We start from the raw sequence: 17,255 nt of genomic DNA, 5'->3' as shown, positions 1-17,255 counted from the left end.
GCGCGGCTTCACGATTCGAGGGGGTACCTCGTCGTACTGCATGAGACCGCGGTCATCAGCCCGCTGTGGCCCCGTTCGACGCAGGAGGTACTCATGAGGATTGTCGTGGCAGGCGCCGGGTACGCCGGGACGCTGGCGGCGAACCGGCTGGCGAAGAAGGTGCCGGACGTGGAGATCACCGTGGTCAATCCGCGGGCGTACTTCGTCGAGCGGGTGCGGCTGCACCAGCACGTCGCCGGAACCGGGAAGGCCGCGACGCCGCTCGCGCGGATGCTGCGGGACGGCGTCGCGTCGCGGCCGGCGGCCGTGGAGAAGGTCGGGGACGGCGGTGTGACCCTGGATTCCGGGGAGTTCGTCCGGCGCCCGGCGGCGCGTACGCGCCGGGCTCGAACGGCTGGGGGTCTCGGTGCTCGAGGACACCGTGACGGAAGTGCTGCGGGGGCAGGGGGAGGACGGGGCTGACGGGCTGCGCCTGCGACTGGGGTCGGAGGGCTCGGGCAAAGAGGGCGGAGCCATCAGTTCCGATCTGACGCTGTGGGCCGTTCTCGGCAGCGTTCCCGGCCTGGCCGAGCGCAGCGTCCATGAGACCAAGTCCACGACACATGAAGCGTGACGCATGAAATGTGACACATGAAAGGGGTCTGCCATGTCGTGTTCGCGTGTGCCGCATCGACGCGAAGGAGGCCGGGCACTCGTGGTCGGGCTCGGGATCTCGGGCATCGCCACCGCCGTACGGCTGCGGCAGATCGGTTGGGATCCCGTCGTGGTCGAGCGTGCGTCCGCCCGGCGCCCGGGCGGGTGGGGTGGGGCTCGCGGCGGCTAGGGGCCGATCAGGCCCACGGCGTTCGCTCGGCGACTGCCGCGCTACTCCGGCACCAGGAACTCCCGCAGGTCCACGACCCCATAGCCCGCCGCCGTGATCGCGTCGAGGATCCGGGGCAGCGCCTGGGCGTCGAGCACGACCCCGCCACTGCTGCTGCCCACGTGCATCTGGATGATCGCACCGGGCGCGAGGGCGGCGACGGCCCGCTCGACCACCCGCTCCACGGTCATGCCCCGGCCTGGCCCGAGATAGCCGTTGGTGTCGGCGGTGAACTCGATCGCCGCGTACCCGAGAGCGTTGACGTCGGCGACCGACGCGGTCGTGGTGGAACTGTAGGGGAACCGGAAGAAGGGCATAGGCTCGGTGCCCGCCGCGGCCCGGATCGCCGCGTCGGCGCGGCGCACCTCCCGCTCGCGTTCGGCGGTGCTCAGGCCGTCGAAGTACGGGTGGCTGTAGGAGTGGTTGCCGAGGCCGTGCTCGGCGCCCATGGCCCGCACCGCCGAGGGGTGGGTCTCGGCGTACCTCCCGGTCGGGAAGAACGTCGCCGCCAGATGCCGGCGCCGCAGCTCGGCCAGGACGACGTCGACGCCGCTCTCGTCCCACGCCGCGTTGAAGGTCAGCGCCACCGCCTGGCGTGCCGTGGGCAGTCGGCGGATCTCCCTGCCAAGCAGTGCGGCGGGCGGGCGCGGGCGTGCCGCCGTGGCCCGTCCTGCCGCAAGGGGCACGAGGCCTGCGGTCGTCAAAAGGCCTGCCAGGACGGCCCGTCGTGTTGAGTCCATGGCTCGCGAGTCTGCGGGAGCGGGCTCCGTCGCTCCCGCAGGCCATGCCGCGCAACCGGGTGGTCCCGGCAGTGCCCCGGAGAGGGCGGCGTCGTGGACGTCCCGGTGTCCCGCCACCAGGACGCCTCAACGCGGCTCCACCGTCGGAGAGTTGGGTATGTGTGCGATACCACTGGGTGCTTGCGCCTGGACACGGGGCGCCGCGGGTCCGTTGACTTCTCTCGGCGACGGGACGCTCACCGCTCGTCGAGGACGGGCGGCTGCGGGCCCGGCGCAGCCACGCTTCCCCGCGCCGCCGCACTCGTCCACGCCCACGACCAGACGGAGTCCCCGTACGCCCCCTTCCGCATCCCCGACCGGACCGGAGCCATGAGAACACCTATCGGCAGCCCGCTGCCCCACATGCGCGCCTACATCCTCAACCCCTGTCTGGCACCGCTTCCGACGGGTGTCGTCGGCGAGTTGTACATCGCGGGGCAACTGGCCCGCGGCTACCTCGGCCAAGCGGGCCTGACCGCCCAGCGGTTCGTCGCCGACCCGTTCGGCCCGCCCGGCTCCCGCCTGTACCGCACCGGGGACCTCGCCCGCTGGAACGACGACGGGCACCTGGAGTACGCGGGCCGCGCCGACACCCAGATCAAGATCCGCGGCTTCCGCGTCGAACCCGGCGAGGTCGAAGCGGCCCTCATCGCCCATCCCGACGTCCAGCAGGCGGCCGTCATGGCCCGGGACACGCCCGCGGGGAAGCAACTGGTGGCGTACGTGACAGGTGCGGGCGTCGACGTCGCGGCGCTCCGCGCGTACGCGTCCGGCAAGCTGCCCGACTTCATGGTCCCGTCGGTCTACGCGGTCCTGGAGCGGATCCCGCTCGCCCCCAACGGCAAGCTGGACCGCGCCGCCCTGCCCGCGCCCGACCCCACCGGCGGCGCGGTGACGTACCGGGCCCCGCGCACCGCGGCCGAGGGGACGCTGTGCGCCCTGTTCGCGGAGGTCCTCGGCGTGGCACGGGTCGGCGTCGACGACGACTTCTTCGCCCTGGGCGGCCACTCGCTGCTGAGCGTGCGGCTGCTCGCCCGCGTGGACGCCGAGTTCGGCGTGCGCGTCGCGCTGCGGGACTTCCTCACCGGCTCACGGCCGGGCGACCTCGCCCGGATGGTCGCGGACACGGCGGCGGGCCGCGTGCCGGACGCCCCCGCCGTGGTGCCGTGCTCGGAGGCACGGCTGGCCCCGGGCCTGCGCTTCCCGGACGCCGGAGGCTTCGGCGCGCCCCCGCGGCAGGTGCTGCTCACCGGCGCCACCGGGTTCGTCGGCGCCTTCCTGCTGCGCGAGCTCCGCACCCGGACCGACGCCCAGGTGCACTGCCTGGTGCGCGCGGAATCGGAGCGGGCCGGGCGGGCCCGTCTGCGCGCCGTCCTCGACTCCTACGGCATCGACCCGGACATCGGCTCCGCGCGCGTGCACATCGTGCTCGGCGACCTCGCGCGCGAGGGCCTCGGTGTCGACGCGGCCCACTGGGGACGGCTGCGGAACGAGGTCGACACGATCGTCCACGCGGGCGCGCACGTCCACCACCTGTCGTCGTACGAGCGTCTGAAGGCGGCGAACGTGGGGGGCACCCGGACCCTGTTGCGGTTCGCGGCCGAAGGCAGGCCCAAGCGCTTCCACCACGTCTCCACGCTGGGCGTCTTCGGCGCCGGAGACACTCCCCGCCTGCTCACCGAGGACTCGCCGGTCGCGCGGGCCCGGCACCTGTCCGCCGACGGCTACGGGGCGAGCAAGTGGGTGTCCGACGTGATGGTCCAGGACGCCGTCGCCCGCGGCGCGTCGGCCCGCGTGTACCGGCTCGGGCGGATCTGGGCCGAGTCGGAGCGGGGCACCATCAACCCGGACGACATGTTCTGCCGCCTCCTGGCCAGTTGCGCCGCCCTGGGCTGCTATCCGCAGGACGCGGCGCTGCGGGCCGAGTTGCTGCCCGTCGACGTCGCGGCCCGCGCCCTGGTGGCCCTCGCCCGCACCGCCGACGGCCCGGACCCGGCCGTGGCGCACCATCTGCACCACCCCCGGCAGACCAGCGTGGGCGCGTTCCTGCGGGTGCTGGACGAGCGGCGCGGCGGCCGGTCGGAGCCGGTGGGCCTCGGCGTGTGGCTGCGCCGCCTCAGGCAGGCGGGCGAGGCCGGGCGCGACCTGCCGTTCCTGCCGTACCTGGACGTGTTCCGGCAGTTCGAGGACGGCCTCGGGGACACGGCGGACCTGCCGTGCGACACATGGCGCAACGAGCGGACGCTGGGTGCCCTGGAGCGGATCGGCGTGACCTTCCCCGACGTTGACGCGCGGATGATCCAGGACTTCTGGCGGCACCTGGAGGCGGTCGGGGAGATCGACTGAGGCGGCGGGGCGTGAGCGGAGGCGCGGCCGGGTCGGAACCCTGCCCTCCGCTCCTTCCTGCCGCACGTGCTTCCGGCGCAGACTCACGGGTCGATTGGCCGATAGGCGTACACGTATGACTCGTTTGGCCCGACGCCGGGACGCGGCTGTCCACCGGGGCCCGGAGGACCTGCTGCTGCGCCCCGAAACCCCGGACCATACCCGCAAGTTGATGCACCAGGCGGCGCTCGGCGGCGTAGCGGTCCGCGCGCCGCACGTGTGGCAGCGGGCCCGGGCGGAGGTGGTGCGCCCCAAGCTGGTCGCCGCCCTCACCGAGGAGGTGGGACACCGCAGGGCGGACCCCCGTCAGCGAGCCGCGGGACGTGCTGGACGCCGTGCTCGGCGCGTGCCCTCCCGGTGAGACGGACGACCGGACCGTGGCCGAGCTGCAGCTGATGATGTTCCGGGCGGTCATGGCTCCCCTCAGCGCCTCCCTGGCGTGGTCGGTGCTCCTTGCCTGTCTGCACCACCGGGTGGCCTCGCCCTGGCCGTGGCCCGCCGACGACATCGTGCGCGAAGCGCTGAGGCACCGCCCGATGGCCTGGATGCTCGGCCGCGTCCTCCCGGACGGCGTCAAACTCGGCGGCACCGCCTGCGAAGCGGGCGACCTCGTGTCCGTCAGCCCGTACCTGCTGCACCACGACCCCCACCACTGGACCGCCCCCGACGCGTTCCTGCCCGAACGCTGGGCCGGGACGACCGCGCGGCGCGGGCCCTACATCCCCTTCGGCGCGGGCCCCTTCACCTGCGCCGGTGCGGCGGTGGCGCACGCGCTGATCACCGAGTCGCTGACCGCCCTGTCCCGCGACGCCCACCTGGCCGTCACGGGTGGCGACACCCGCCCGGCCATGGCCGAGGGCAACGGCCCACGGCCGTTCACGCTCCGCCGCACGCCAAAGCCACCCGCCGAGGACGACACCGGACACGACACGGGCGGGAGGTGAACAGCAATGGCCGCGATGCGTCGCATCTTCACCAACCAGCCGGCCCGCCGCTGGTACTGGTACTGACTTTGACAGTGCCACCACCGGCCCGGACGTCGCCCGGACGTCCGGGCCACCCAGGCGACGCCCCCGCCCGCGCGTCGCCCGCTCAGCCGCCCAGACACCACTCGACGAACACCGCGATGCTGGGGTCCACACGCCCCTGCTCGTCCGCCACCGCCGCCGTGCAGAAGAACCGGACCTCGCCGAACTCCAGGCCCATCGCCTTCACCAGATTCCACAACCCCAGCCGCTCGCACAGCCACTCCCGGATGGCGTCGCTGTCGTCCGGGCGGTCGGGCAGCAGGGCGGGCTGACCGGCCAGCAGATCCCGCTTGCTGACGGCGACGGCGAGCCGTGCCTTGCCCAGGCGGGTGCCCATGGTGCCGATCGTCTGCACCGAGGGCGAGAACACGTCCTCCGGGTCGACCGTCGAGGCCAGCGTGCGGTCCACCTTCGGGCCCTGAGGGGCGAGGCGCGTCCAGAACGCGTCGACAGCCATCGGGTCGAGGACGAAGACGAAGGTGCGGGCGTCGCGGACATAGCGCAGCGCGTCGGTCTCCTCCCGGTTGACGAACCGCTCGCCGGCCGTGTCGAAGAGGTGCACAAGGCGCTCGGCGCGGCCGTCGCCGAGCACGAACGAATGAGCACGGGGCAGCGCCTTCTGCGTGGGGCGGGTGTGGCCCTGGATCTCCAGGACCTCGTTCAGGACCCGCTGGTTCGCGGTCGACTCGGGGTCGGCGAGCCGGACCGCCCGGCCGCCGTTCGCCGCCGCGTCCTCCAGCGACTTCACCATCGCCGCCATCAGCTGCGTCTTGCCCGCCGCCCGGCCGCCGACCAGCGGCAGGATCAGCTCGGGCATGTGCCCGGCGTCCGGGTTCATCGGCTTGCCGCAGTGCTCGTGCACGCAGAAACCGCCGAGGCGGGCGTCGCGGCTCATGAGCAGCAGCAGGGTCGGCATCCGGTCGCCGCAGGCGCACCGCCGCCGGAAGAGGCCGAAGGTGCCCGGGCGGATGTCCGCGTGCCGACGCCGACAGGTCGTGCCGGGGCAGTCGTACGCCGGGTGGGGGACGCGCTCGAAGCAGCTCGGGCACAGCATGCCCCGCGGTAGCCCGCGCAGGCTCATCGCCGCACGGTCGGCGGCCCGCAGGGCGAGCGCGGTCAGCCGGGCACCCATGGCCAGCAGGCCCACGACGAGCGCCTGGACGCCGAGGAGCACGCCCCACAGCGGCAGCGTGACGGCGGCGCCGAGGCCGAGGCCCAGATAGAGGGTCAGGCCGTACGGGATCGAGACGGCCCGGTGCACGGTCGGCGCGGTGAACTGGTGGCCGGTCACCCGACGGTAGGAGTCGTTGACCGAGCGGACGTACAACCGCCGTCCCTGGGTGAGGAGTTGGCGCAGATCGCAGACGGCGGGGCCGAAGAAGTAGTTGCGGTGGGCCAGTTCGTCGGCGGGGCGGTACGGCGGGATCGTCACGAACTCGGGGGTGCGCAGGCGCAGCACGCCGTGCAGCAACTGGACGTAGCGCCACAGCAGTTCACTGACCAGTGCGGCCCCGCGCAGCACCGCGATCAGCGGAACGACGAACAGGTAGAGCAGCAGCAGGACCAGGTAGAGCGCGGGGATGACGATGAAGGTAAGGATCTCGTCCATCCAAGAATCACCCCTCTTCCGGCCTGCGGGCGTCCGAGGAGCGCCGCTGGGTGAACTTGCGGCTCCACTTCTTCACGCGGCCCAGGCGGTTCTCGGCGTACTCCTGATAGGTGTCGGCGAGCCCCGTGTCGTACGGGCGGAGCGCGCGGGCGAGGCGGTCCAGCTCCGCGGCCGGCCAGTGCAGGGCGATGTGCAGGCGCAGCGCCCGGACGATCTCCAACTGCGCGTGCGGCAGCCCGGCCCGTTCGTCGTTGATCGCGACCACTCCGGTGACATGGCTGAACAGCACTTCGTCGGGTCGGCCCGAGGCGACCGCGGCCTTCTGCACGGCGCGCAGATAGCCGTCGGCCAGGGTGTAGCCGAACTCCCTGATCTCCGTGCGCAGCCGTGCCGGGTCGGCGGGCAGCGGCAGCATGGCGGGGACGAGACGGTGGCGCTTCAGGGCCAGCGGCGCCGCCCAGACGTCGATCTGCGGGATCCGGAACGCGCGGGCCAGCGCGGTGGCCTCGGTGGCCTCGCGCAGGGTCGCGTCCAACTGGAGGGTGACCTGCACACACTCCTGGGTGACGGGCCGCAGCCAGGCGTAGCGGCCCGGCGCGGAGAGCGTTTCGCACAGCGCCAGGCAGGCCCGCAGGGCCCGCTCGTCGCGGATCTTCTGCTTCACCGCGCGGTCGAACCACTCGCCGACCGCCTCGGTCACCGGCTCGTCCGACGGCAGCCGGCGGGCGATCTCGATGGCCTCCTCGTGCGTCCAGGTCGGCGACGGCTGCCGCCACAGCCCCCGCAGCAGCGCCGCGTCCGGCGAGGCCTCCCCGCGCGCCGCCAGGATCTGGAACAGCAGCTCGATCGTGCGGGCGGGCTGCCGCTCGGCCTGCGCCACCCAGTAGTGCTCAAGGAGCCGCTTGCGCCCCCCGAGGTCCCGCTCGACCAGCAGATCGGCGGGGAACTGGGTGAACAACTGTTCCTGACCGCCCCGCTCGTCCAGGACCTCCTGCACCGCCGTCGTCAGCGCCGCCCTGAACTCCGGGAGGGCGTTCACGAGGCGGGCACACTCCTCGCGCAGTCCGCGGCCCGCGTCACTGGAGCCGAGCAGGGCGCGGGCCAGGTCCAGGCTCTGGGCCGCGAGCAGCTCCGGTGCCGGGTCGAGCCGCGCGCCGACCGCCCACAGCAGCAGCCGTACCCGCTGACGGCTGGTGGTGGCCTCGTCGAGCAGTCGCTGCCACAGGGCCGTGGCCCGCCGTGCCTCGGCGGGACGGGTGATCGGCACCGGGCCCCGCGCGTTCTCCACGCCGGTCATATAGGCGCGGATCCGGGACTGGTGGAGCTTGCCCTCCAGCTCCTGGTGCAGCGCCCTGTCGCCGCCCGCGTCGGCGGCCGCGCTCAGCCGTGCGAGCTGGTCGTCGTCCAGGTCCCGGTGCCGGTGGTGGATGTCCGCCGCCACCGCCGCCCGGCGCGGCCCGAGATGACCGGCGTCGGGCAGCCAGTCGATCACCGCGCTGACGTCGGCGTCCGTCAGCTCGATGCCGCCCGCAGCCGCGGCCGCCGCCACCGGGGCGTGCCAGTCGCCTAGCGCCCGCTCCTGGCCGTTCGTGTACTCGGCCGTCCAGGACCACACCGAGCGGATCGAGCCGACGCCGATCCGGGTCAGCAGGTGGATCAGATGGTGGGTCGGCACCACGTCGGGGAAGCGGCCCGCGTGGAAGTCGAAGACGGTGTACGACTCCTCGTCGTCGGGCCCGAATCCGGGCTGCGCCTCGGGCACCGTGCCGATCAGATGCAGTCGGCTGCGGGTGGGCCGCAGGAGATAGGTGGCGAAGGTGAGGGTGCGGGCCAGCGGGGGCGGCAGGAGGTAGGAGACGGCCGCGAACCAGTGGGCGATCCGGTCCGTCGTCTCGTCGACCACGACGACCGAGCCGTCCTCCGCGAGCGCCGCGAACACCGCCGCGAGCAGGGCGGGGAGTTGCCCGGCACCCGGGTGCGCGCGCAGGAACGCGTGCGCCGAGCGCGGGGACAGCGGGCCGCGCGGCAGGGGCGCGGGCAGCTCCGGGATCTCGGTGGTGTCGGCGACCCGGGTGGTCCACACCGGGGAGTCCCACAGTTCGATGGCGAGCGGCCCGCCGTCGCCTCGCGCGCCGTCGCCCTCGGTGTGCAGGGCGTGGGCGAAGTAGTTGCCGAAGCGCCGCGCCGAGTCCCGGCCGACGTACCGCACGCACAGCGTGGTGGCGCCGCCCCGGCGGTCCCGGGTGTGGCACAGGTTCACGGGGCAGCGGGCCAGCAGCTCCGGGGCGTCCGACTCGAGCAGGGAGCGCGGCGGTTCGTACCCGGCGAGGCCCTCCACGCGGTGCCGGGTCTCGGCCGAGACCTGCTCGCTGACCGCGTTGAACTGGAAGCCGGACGAACCGCTGAGCCCGTGCTCGCAGGAGGTGTAGTAGAGCTGCTGGAAGCCGCTCATCCGCGGCCCGCCCTCGGCACCGAACCGAACTCGCTCAGCAGCCACAGCAGCGGGTCCGCGACCCGGTAGGGCTGGATGCCGGTGGCGGCGACCCGGGCCTCGGGTGTGGCACTGCGGCCCAGCGCGGAGACACCGAAGTAGCGGTAGCGGGCGAAGGTGTTCTCCAGCGACTGGTCGATGGGCACGCCGTCCCACTGCTTGAGCAACTGGCGCACCTCCTCGTGCACGCTGAGGCTGTCGCCGACGTCGAAGCGGCCGCGCGCGGGCGCGTGCGAGCGCAGCGGGCTGCCGTTCTCCATCAGATGCCAGAAGGCGTCCATCTTCGAGAAGACCACCGCGATCGGGGTGTTGATCTTCGCCGCCCTGCCGCCCCGCGCGGCGAGGAGCATGCCGCTCACCCGGCTCAGTACGTTGATCGGCGGGTCGATGCCGTCGGTGCCCGGCAGGGCCGTGCCGGGTGCCGCGTTGTCCCGGGCGCCCGGCATCTGCAGCGGGTCGAGCAGCAGGATGATGCCGTCCGCGTTCGTCAGATAGCGGGTGTTGAGCTCCACGCTCTCGCGGCTGTTGAAGTCCTCGCCCGCCGTGTCGAAGAACGAGAGCACGCTGTGCTGCGGCCGCTCCCTGAACAGCACCTTGCGACGAAGGCCGAACCTGAACACCAGCGGCTCCACCCGGTTGGCGTTGGTCGTCGCGGTCTGGGTCGGCGGGAACATCTGCCGGTCGCGGTAGAGCCGGTCCTCGTACTCCGAGCTGTAGCGGCGCATGGTGGTGTCGTCCAGGCCCATCAGCGAGGCCCCGTAGGCCTCACCGACCTGGTTGCGCATCTCGTGCAGGAGCACGGTCATGTAGATCGTCTTGCCGGAGGAGCGCGCGCCCACCATCGCGATCAGCCGGTTCTCCACCATCCCGAACTGCACCGGCAGTTCGACGTGGCAGACCGGGCACACGCGGTAGGTCGTCTCGCCGTCGCAGTCCGGGCACACCGCCGTCGACTTGCGGCCGTCGGCGGCGAAGTCCGGGCCCACGTCGTGGCTCGGGCGCCTGCCGAAGCGTTCGTCGAGCACCGGGTCGCGGCGCCGCTGGCACTGCTTGCGGGTGCGGCTGAGCCGGCTGTTGCAGCGGAACCGGATCTCGCGCGGGGCGAAGGTCTCGTAGCAGTAGGGGCAGGTGAGTCGTCTGGCCATTCAGGTCACTCGCAGCCGGTGCAGCGCCGTGGGGCGGAGGTCGATTTCGGAGTCGGGATCGGGGCCGGGGGCGTCCGCCGGGAAGCAGACGAGCCAGGAGGGGCCCCGGGTGCTGGGGAAGGGGAACTTCACGACGAGCGGGGCACCGGCGGGCAGGCGTTGGGCGGGGACCTCGTGCAGGACGGTGCCCTCGGCCGTGCTGGTCGGGCGGTAGCGGCCGAGGCCGTGGACGACCCGGACAGCGGGGAGGTCGCAGCCGGTGCGGGTGGTGAAGGCGATGGTCGCGACGCGAGTGCCGTTGAGGCGGCGGCGCAGGGTGGGTTCGTACTCGACGATGGGCGGTTCGGCCGGGATCCGCAGGGAGGCGGCGCCCTCGGTGTCGACGCCGGGAGCGGGGACCTGGGCCTCGACGGTGAGAGTGACGGCGCCCCGGCCCAGGCGGAGGTCCAGGCCGCCGTCGTGTTCGTAGACCCGGCGCTGACAGCGGATGTCGCCGTCGCGGGGGCCGTCGCCGCCGGCGGTCACGTCCTCGCGGCGCCAGCGGACCCGGGCGGTCAGGGCGGCGTCGGGCCAGGCCCAGAGGATCAGGAGGTGGTCGTCGCGGCGGATGGCCTGGAGTTGGGTCACGGGGACGGAGCGGAGGGCGCGGGGCGCGTCTGGTTGCGGCTGAGTTTCGGGTGCGGGTGTGGCTTCGGGGGTGGGTTGGGGTGCGGGGGCGGGGGTGGCTGTGGTGGGTGGTTCGGTGCGGGGCGGTGGGGGTTGTTCGCGCGGTTCCCCGCGGCTCGTGGTCGTGGTCGTGGTGGGTGGTTCGGTGCGGGGCGACGGGGGTTCCTCGCGCGGTTCCCCGGGCTCCTTCAGGGTCTCCTCGGCCGGGGTGCCCATGGGTTCGGGATCTTCCACGGCGGTGGGCCAGGCTTGCGGTTCCGGGTCCTCCAAAGGAGGGGGGAAGCGGGGGCTCGTCGGTGCCGGGCCGGTGGCGACGCGGAGGAGGCCGAAGTCCTCCAGGAGCAACAGGCCGCGTACGACGGCGAGTTCGGGCGTCCGACAGCGGATCGTGAGGCCCTGGGCCTCGGGGAGGCTCTCGATGTCCGTGCGGCGGGCGGGCGCGGTGTACAGGTCGCCGGAGAGGAGTACGGCGTCCGGGGCCGCCGTCGCCAGTTCCTGGGCCAGTGCCGCCAGGGCGTGGTCGTCGCCCAGTTGTTCCGTGCGCGTGGTGACGACGCGCACCGTCAGGTCCGGGGTGATGGCGAGGACCGTGAGGTCCACCGCTGTCCCGGTCTGGTCGGCCACCAGGACCGTGCGGTGCACGCCCTCGGCTATCGCGCCGTAGTGCAGGGCCGCCGCGACCGGCTCCGGGACGATCCTGCTGACGCGCAGGCCGACGTCCTCGGCGGCGCGTCGCAGCCGGGCCTCGGCCTGGCGGTCGGCGGACGCGGGCAGGGCGACCACCGCCTCCTCGTCCGTGGCTCCGGCGCCGAGCGCGGTGAGTGCGGTGGCGGGGTCGGCGACTGCGTCCGCTCCGGACAGGTCCGTCACCGTCACGGTGGGGCGGCCTTCCGGGTCGAGTCGGCCGACGCGGCCGACGCGGAGGCCGATGGCGATGCCGAGCATGTGTTCAGCCGTTCCCTTCCTCGGTCCGGTCCCACGACTTCACGGTTCCGAGCCGTGGCGCCTCGGCCCTGACCGGCGGTTCCCCCGCCCCGGTCCGTGGCTCCTCCGCCCTGACCCACGGCGTGCCGTCGGCGTCGACGCCGAGCCTGATCCGGCTGCCCGGGGGCGGGCGGCGGGTCAGGAAGTGCGTGACCACGGCGGCCCGCAGCCGCTCCAGCTCGTTGCGGATCTGGCGGCCGCCGTACGCCTGGTGCTCCGGGTCGCTCATCCGCTCGGTGATCCAGGGGTGCAGGCTGTCCGGGTCGGGGACGAGCTCGACCTGGTGGCGTTCGCGGACGGACTCGGCGAGCTGGCCGAGCAGCCGGTCGGCGATCCGCACGATGTGCTCGCGGCGCAGCATGTCGAAGACGACCACGCCCGGCTTGAGCCGACCGTAGATCTCCGGTCGCCCGATCGCCCGGAACTTCTCCTCGACGGCCCGGGTGAAGTGCGCCTCCAGGGCCGCGTACGGCACGTCCTCGTCGCCGTCGGACAGCAGGCCCTGGACCGCGTCCGCGCCCGTGTTGGAGGTGAAGATGATCAGGCACTGGGAGAAGTACGCGGTCTGGCCGCGGCCGTCGGTGAGGCGGCCGTCCTCCAGGATCTGCAGGAACTTGTCCAGGACCCGCGGATGCGCCTTCTCGATCTCGTCGAAGAGAAGCACGCTGAACGGCCGTTCCTGGACGCGGCGGGTCAGCTCGCCGCCCTGCTCGTGGCCGATGTAGCCGGGCGGCGCGCCCGCGAGCCGCTCGGCAGCGTGTTCCTGCTGGTACTCGCTCATGTCGAAGCGGGCGTACGCGCTCTGGTCGCCGAACATCAACTCGGCCACGGCCTTGGCGAGTTCGGTCTTGCCGACGCCGGTCGGGCCGACGAAGAAGAAGGCGCCCCGGGGCCGTGCCGTGCCGGAGCCCCCGAAGTCGACGCCCACGAAGGCGGCTTGGAGAGCGGCGGCCACCGCGTCGACGGCCGTGGACTGGCCGACCACCCGATCCCCGAGGACGTCGGCGGCCCGGGCGACGGTCTCCCGGTCCAGCTGGGTCCAGGGGTCGACGCTCACGTTGAGCCGGTGCAGCTCCAGGAGCTTGTCCGGTTTCTGTACGGGCGCGTCGCGCAGCCACGAGGTCCGGGCGAGCGCGTCGATGTCCCAGCCGCGCATGCCGTCGGTCGCGCCGACCAGGGCCTCCAGGTCGTGCCGGGTGGCGTCCGGCGCGCCGTTGAAGTCGCCGCGCAGCCAGCTCAGCCACAGGCGGCGCTCGCTCGGGTCCGGCGGGCCGACGTGCAGGGTGGCGATCCGGGGGTCCTCCAGGTGGAACCAGCCGGGCAGCCGACCGACGTCGCCCACCGCGCACAGGACGGCGTTGCGGGCGTGCGGACGGCGTCCCGCCAGGGCCGAGTGCGCGGGCACGGCGTCCGTCATCGCGGCGCGCAGCCGGAGGTAGCCGGCGTTCGACTCGGGCTGGCCGGGCGGGAGATGGTGGTCGACGTCCTGGAAGACGAAGGCCGTGGCCGCGTCGGGGGAGGCGGCGAGCCGGTGCGCGACGGCGACGGCGTCGTCGAAGGCGCGCGGCGGTGCGGCCTGGCGCGGGGCGAGCAGGCTGGACCGGTCCCGGCGGCGTTCGACGCCGCGCTGGGTGCGCGGGTCGGCCCGTGGCCGGTCGTCCTCGGGGGCGGCCGAGTCGGCTCGCTGCCGGTGGCCGCCGGGTGCGGCCGAGCCGGTCCGCTGCCAGTCGCGGCCAGGTGTGGCCGAGCCGGTCCGCTGCTGGTCGCCACCGGCTGTACGAAGGTCGGGCCGCCGGTCGTCCTCGCCTGCGCGCGCGTCGGCCCGCCGTTCGCCCCCGGGCGTGCCCGGTTCCTCGTTCCTCGCGGCGCCGCCCGGCCGGTTCGCCGCCAGTCGGGCGAAGCGTTCCGCGTGGCCCGGCAGCGGGAAGGTGAGCCCGGCCACCGGGTCCCACCAGCCCACCACGTCGGCGCCGCGCACTTCGAGTACTCCGGCGACCAGCTCACGGAACGAGGCGGGCCGGTCCTCGAACCACCAGCGGTCCCGGATCTGCCCGCTGATGACCACCTGACGGCCGCGCCGCAGCTCCCAGCCGAGCGACACCGCCCACAGGGGCATCATGCCGTCGGCGGTGACGGGCCCCGTACCGCCGTCGTCCTTGGTGAAGTCGAGCGCGCTCACGGGGCCGTCCACCTCCAGGAGGTGTCCCGGGGCAGCGGTTTGGCGCGTCGGCCCGGCGGCTTGCCGTCCCAGGTCAGCTCACCCGGTACGAAGCCGTCGTCGCCGCCCAGCGCCTCGTGCACGCGCTCCAGGAGCGCCTCGGTGGTGTCGCACACCGCCTCGTCGCGCGGGGCGTGCAGCGTCACGTCCGGCTCGCCCTCCACGCGGTAGACGAGAACGGGCGTGCCGTCGTCCCCGACGCCGACCGTGGTCTCGTACGTCGCCCCGGTCGGCCGCGTGAAGTGAAGCCGGAAACTGCCGCCCTCGTCCGCACCGCCCTCGAAGGCGAAGCCCTCGCCGGTCATCGCGTCCCGGAGCGCCGCCACCAGGTCCCGGCTCCGCTGATACGCCAGCTCCAGCTCGTCCAGGCGCCGCTCTGCTTCGGGGAGCCGGCCCTCCAGCTCGGCCACGGCCGCGAGCGCCCCGGTCGCCGAGCGCGCGGTCAGTGCCTCGGTGGCGGCGCGCAGGGCGTCCCCGATCTCGTCGGCGAGGCCGGGATCGCCGAGTTCGGCGGCGGTGTCGAGGACGCCCAGGGCCGCCGGGCGCACGACGTCGAGCCGCCCGGCGGCCTCGGCGAGGGCCAGCTCCAGGGCCGCCGCCGCGGCCTCGGCGCGCTGCCGCTCCGACGCCTCGCGTTCCTGCTCCACCTCCTCCCGCTCCCGCTCCGCCCGGGCGTCCCGCTCGGCGGCTGCCCGTGCCTCCGTGACCGTCGCCGCATGCCGGGCGATGGCGTGCTCGACCGTGCCGAGCAGGGCGTCGAAGCGGACCTGCCGGTCCGGACCGGTGGCCGCGCGCAGCTGGTCGAGGAGCTCCGCGCAGCGCCTGTGCCCGTCCGCGTCGAGGGCGGCGCCGTCCGGGCCGGTCGCGGCGAACCCGCGCTCCAGGTCGGCGAGGACGGCGGCGGGGTCGTCCGCGGGGCCGTCGGCCGCTGTCGGGCGCAGGCTCACGACCCGGCCGCGCAGGTGCTCCACCGCGTCCCCGACCTGCTCCCCGCGGCCGACCCGCCCCCGCAGCTCGGCCAACTCCCTCTCCAGGGAGCCGACATCGGCCCGAGAACCGGACCGCCGCGCCTCCTCGATGAGCTGCCGCACCTCGTCGAGGCCGCGCTCGTCGGCCCGGTTCTGCTCCGCCCGGGCGCGGGCGAGCCGGACGCCGCGCTCCGCCTCCCGACGGTTGGCCAACTCGGCGTCCCTGCGAGCAAGTTCGGTTCGGCGGGCCGCCAGCCGGGCCCGCTGGGCGGCACGCTTGCGTTCCCTGGCCAGGCGCTCCTCGGCCCGACGCCGGCGCTCGGCTGCCTCGCGTTGGGCGTACAGCACGCCGATGCGGACGCTGCTGTACTTCGGTGATCCGCTCATCGTTCCCTCCGTGCCTCGGTGTGCAGCACGAACCCCCGCGCCGCGAGCCGGTCCTCAAGTCTTCTCCGGAATCCGGGAGTCGGCGGCACTCCGGCCCAGGAGAGCGATCCGCCCGACTCCACGGACAGCTCGACCCCGGCGGTCGTGTCCGGCTCGGCCAGGCTCCGGGCGTAGCGGTCGGTGAGCGGGATCAGCCGCTGGTTGTCCGAACCGCGCCAGCGCAGACTGCCGTGCCGCGCCGCCACGTAGGGCCCGTCGACCAGCAGGTCGAGCCGCTCCAGCAGGGCGAGCCTGTCCGGCCCTCCGCGCCGCAGCGCCTCGTGCCGGAAGCCGGAGTACGCCATCGCGCCGAAGTCGGGCCGCCGCTCCCGTACCGCGTCGAGCAGCTCGGCCAGGGCCCCGGCCTGACTGAAAGGCTCACCGCCGGAGAAGGTGACGCCCTCGATGTCCTCCAAGTGGCAGAGCCAGTGGGCGAGTTCGGCCACCGAGTGGCTGGTGCCGCCCTCGAAGGGCAGGGTCTCCGCCGCCACGCAGCCCTGACAGCGCAGCGGGCAGCCCTGCACCCAGACGACCGCGCGGGTGCCGGGGCCGAGGACCGTGCAGCGGTCCAGCGTCCGGGCGACGGATATCCGTGTCCCCTCGCGCGAGCTGTGCCGTGGGTGGGGGAGGGGTGTCACGCTTCCTCCTGCGGCTTGTCGGGGTCGGGGTAGCTGTCGGAGCCCTGCTCGGCCTGGTCGCACCACGGGCACCACGGCCGTTCCACGGTGTGGACGTGGCGGGCGTTCACCGCGCACACGCGCAGTCGGCCGGGGGCCAGTTCGGCCGCGAGCGCCTCGGCCCACACGACCGCCGAGGGGCGGCGGGCCGCGTCCGTGAACGCCGTCCGGAACAGCTCCACGAGCCGTCTCGGCAGCAGGTCGGCGGGCGGCACGGAGCGGGGCAGCAGCACCGACCCGCGGTCCACGATCCGGCAGCGGCCGTGGAGGACGTTGTCGTCGTACGACCGGTAGTCGCCGCCGTCCGCCGGGTGACCGGCGAAGGGGTGCAGCCCGGCCAGGAGCAGTTGGTGCACGAGGACGGCCAGGGCGAAGTCGTCGGACGCGGTGTCCGGCGGCGTGCCGGTGGCCGCGCCGAGCCGTTCGGGGGCCGTGTAACCGGGGGTGCGCATCCGGCCGGGGAACAGCTCGCGGCCGTCCGTGAACTGCCAGGAGTCGACGTCCGCCATACCGACCCGGCCGTTCTCGCCGACCCACAGGTTGTCGGTCTTGAGGTCGCCCACCACATAGCCCTCGGCGTGCAGTTCGCCGAGGAGCCGGGCGAGGGCGAGGGCGGCGCGCAGGGCGGTCGCCCAGGTCGCCCGGGGCAGGAAGGCGTGCCGGGCGGAGGCGCTGAGGAGATGGCTGAACGGCTGGTAGGAGTGCCGCATGTCGGGCATCACATAGCCGTCGACGCGGTCCACGGCGGCGCTGTCGGCCGTGCGCACCGGGACCAGCGGCCAGGCGAGGCGGACGGGGGCGCCGGAGAGCAGGCCGACGGTGCGGGGTTCGCGGCGCTGGCGCACCAGGCGGGCGACGCGGCGCCGGTAGGCCTCGGGGTCGGGCGGGTCGGGGACGAGCTTCGCGACGAGGGGGCGGGCGTCGTCGACGCCGTACACGAACCCCTCCGAGCCGCTGCCGATCTGCTCGGTGAGGCGCCATGTGTGTCCGTGGCCGGACACCACTGTCAGTCCCACA

The 17,255-nt window shown here is 74.0% G+C and carries 12 protein-coding genes; 3 read left to right on the top strand and 9 right to left on the bottom strand.

All coding sequences use genetic code 11. From position 1 onward, the window contains the following. Positions 1 to 93: 93 nt before the first annotated feature. Entirely contained in the window at positions 94 to 462 is a 369-nt protein-coding gene (locus tag ACZ6BG_RS30865) for a hypothetical protein (protein ID WP_469007519.1), read from the top strand. Positions 463 to 864: 402 nt separating this feature from the next. Here ACZ6BG_RS30865 and ACZ6BG_RS30860 read toward each other — a convergent pair whose 3' ends face one another. Beyond that, positions 865 to 1,602, bottom strand: coding sequence for a polysaccharide deacetylase family protein (locus ACZ6BG_RS30860; RefSeq protein ID WP_469007518.1), 738 nt, complete (start codon positions 1,600 to 1,602; stop codon positions 865 to 867). Positions 1,603 to 1,971: 369 nt separating this feature from the next. Here ACZ6BG_RS30860 and ACZ6BG_RS30855 point away from each other — a divergent pair, with 369 nt between their 5' ends. Together ACZ6BG_RS30855 and ACZ6BG_RS30850 are read left to right on the top strand one after the other, a co-directional pair. Then, the gene (locus tag ACZ6BG_RS30855) at positions 1,972 to 3,987 is read left to right on the top strand and encodes a thioester reductase domain-containing protein (protein WP_469007516.1); all 2,016 of its coding nucleotides are present in this window, start codon (positions 1,972 to 1,974) and stop codon (positions 3,985 to 3,987) included. A 416-nt stretch (positions 3,988 to 4,403) separates the two neighbouring features. Continuing rightward, entirely contained in the window at positions 4,404 to 4,970 is a 567-nt protein-coding gene (locus tag ACZ6BG_RS30850; RefSeq protein WP_469007515.1) for a cytochrome P450, read from the top strand. A gap of 148 nt (positions 4,971 to 5,118) precedes the next feature. On the opposite strand, the gene ACZ6BG_RS30845 is transcribed toward ACZ6BG_RS30850, so the two are convergent. Genes ACZ6BG_RS30845 through ACZ6BG_RS30810 form a run of 8 tightly spaced genes read right to left on the bottom strand, consistent with a single transcriptional unit; the run spans position 5,119 to position 17,254 of the window. Beyond that, positions 5,119 to 6,663: a TRAFAC clade GTPase domain-containing protein gene (locus ACZ6BG_RS30845; RefSeq protein WP_469007514.1), complete on the bottom strand. Its 1,545-nt coding sequence runs from the start codon at positions 6,661 to 6,663 to the stop codon at positions 5,119 to 5,121. A gap of 7 nt (positions 6,664 to 6,670) precedes the next feature. Beyond that, positions 6,671 to 9,115: a GTPase-associated protein 1-related protein gene (locus ACZ6BG_RS30840; RefSeq protein ID WP_469007513.1), complete on the bottom strand. Its 2,445-nt coding sequence runs from the start codon at positions 9,113 to 9,115 to the stop codon at positions 6,671 to 6,673. Further along, a complete protein-coding gene (locus tag ACZ6BG_RS30835) occupies positions 9,112 to 10,299 on the bottom strand; it encodes a TRAFAC clade GTPase domain-containing protein (protein ID WP_469007512.1) in 1,188 nt (395 codons plus the stop codon). The genes ACZ6BG_RS30840 and ACZ6BG_RS30835 overlap by 4 nt, the downstream gene beginning before the upstream one ends. Continuing rightward, positions 10,300 to 11,910, bottom strand: coding sequence for an Hsp70 family protein (locus tag ACZ6BG_RS30830; protein WP_469007511.1), 1,611 nt, complete (start codon positions 11,908 to 11,910; stop codon positions 10,300 to 10,302). Positions 11,911 to 11,914: 4 nt separating this feature from the next. Beyond that, on the bottom strand, positions 11,915 to 14,128 hold the full coding sequence (locus ACZ6BG_RS30825; protein ID WP_469007510.1) for an AAA family ATPase: 2,214 nt from the start codon (positions 14,126 to 14,128) through the stop codon (positions 11,915 to 11,917). Continuing rightward, the gene (locus ACZ6BG_RS30820) at positions 14,125 to 15,522 is read right to left on the bottom strand and encodes a hypothetical protein (RefSeq protein WP_469007509.1); all 1,398 of its coding nucleotides are present in this window, start codon (positions 15,520 to 15,522) and stop codon (positions 14,125 to 14,127) included. Before ACZ6BG_RS30820 ends, ACZ6BG_RS30825 begins: the two co-directional genes overlap by 4 nt. Further along, positions 15,519 to 16,199, bottom strand: coding sequence for a 4Fe-4S single cluster domain-containing protein (locus ACZ6BG_RS30815; protein WP_469007508.1), 681 nt, complete (start codon positions 16,197 to 16,199; stop codon positions 15,519 to 15,521). The genes ACZ6BG_RS30820 and ACZ6BG_RS30815 overlap by 4 nt, the downstream gene beginning before the upstream one ends. After that, positions 16,196 to 17,254, bottom strand: coding sequence for a hypothetical protein (locus tag ACZ6BG_RS30810; protein WP_469007507.1), 1,059 nt, complete (start codon positions 17,252 to 17,254; stop codon positions 16,196 to 16,198). Before ACZ6BG_RS30810 ends, ACZ6BG_RS30815 begins: the two co-directional genes overlap by 4 nt. Position 17,255 lies beyond the last annotated feature (1 nt).

Source organism: Streptomyces sp. NPDC041205, assembly GCF_055591765.1.
Note: the sequence above shows the minus strand (reverse complement) of the source record. Positions and strands in the feature narration are given on the sequence as shown.

Bases quoted from the DNA above. Each gene is read 5' to 3' on its own strand.
- ACZ6BG_RS30865 (WP_469007519.1), top strand. From the start codon at position 94: ATGAGGATTGTCGTGGCAGGCGCCGGGTACGCCGGGACGCTGGCGGCG.
- ACZ6BG_RS30860 (WP_469007518.1), bottom strand. From the start codon at position 1,602: ATGGACTCAACACGACGGGCCGTCCTGGCAGGCCTTTTGACGACCGCA.
- ACZ6BG_RS30855 (WP_469007516.1), top strand. From the start codon at position 1,972: ATGAGAACACCTATCGGCAGCCCGCTGCCCCACATGCGCGCCTACATC.
- ACZ6BG_RS30845 (WP_469007514.1), bottom strand. From the start codon at position 6,663: ATGGACGAGATCCTTACCTTCATCGTCATCCCCGCGCTCTACCTGGTC.
- ACZ6BG_RS30840 (WP_469007513.1), bottom strand. From the start codon at position 9,115: ATGAGCGGCTTCCAGCAGCTCTACTACACCTCCTGCGAGCACGGGCTC.
- ACZ6BG_RS30835 (WP_469007512.1), bottom strand. From the start codon at position 10,299: ATGGCCAGACGACTCACCTGCCCCTACTGCTACGAGACCTTCGCCCCG.
- ACZ6BG_RS30830 (WP_469007511.1), bottom strand. From the start codon at position 11,910: ATGCTCGGCATCGCCATCGGCCTCCGCGTCGGCCGCGTCGGCCGACTC.
- ACZ6BG_RS30820 (WP_469007509.1), bottom strand. From the start codon at position 15,522: ATGAGCGGATCACCGAAGTACAGCAGCGTCCGCATCGGCGTGCTGTAC.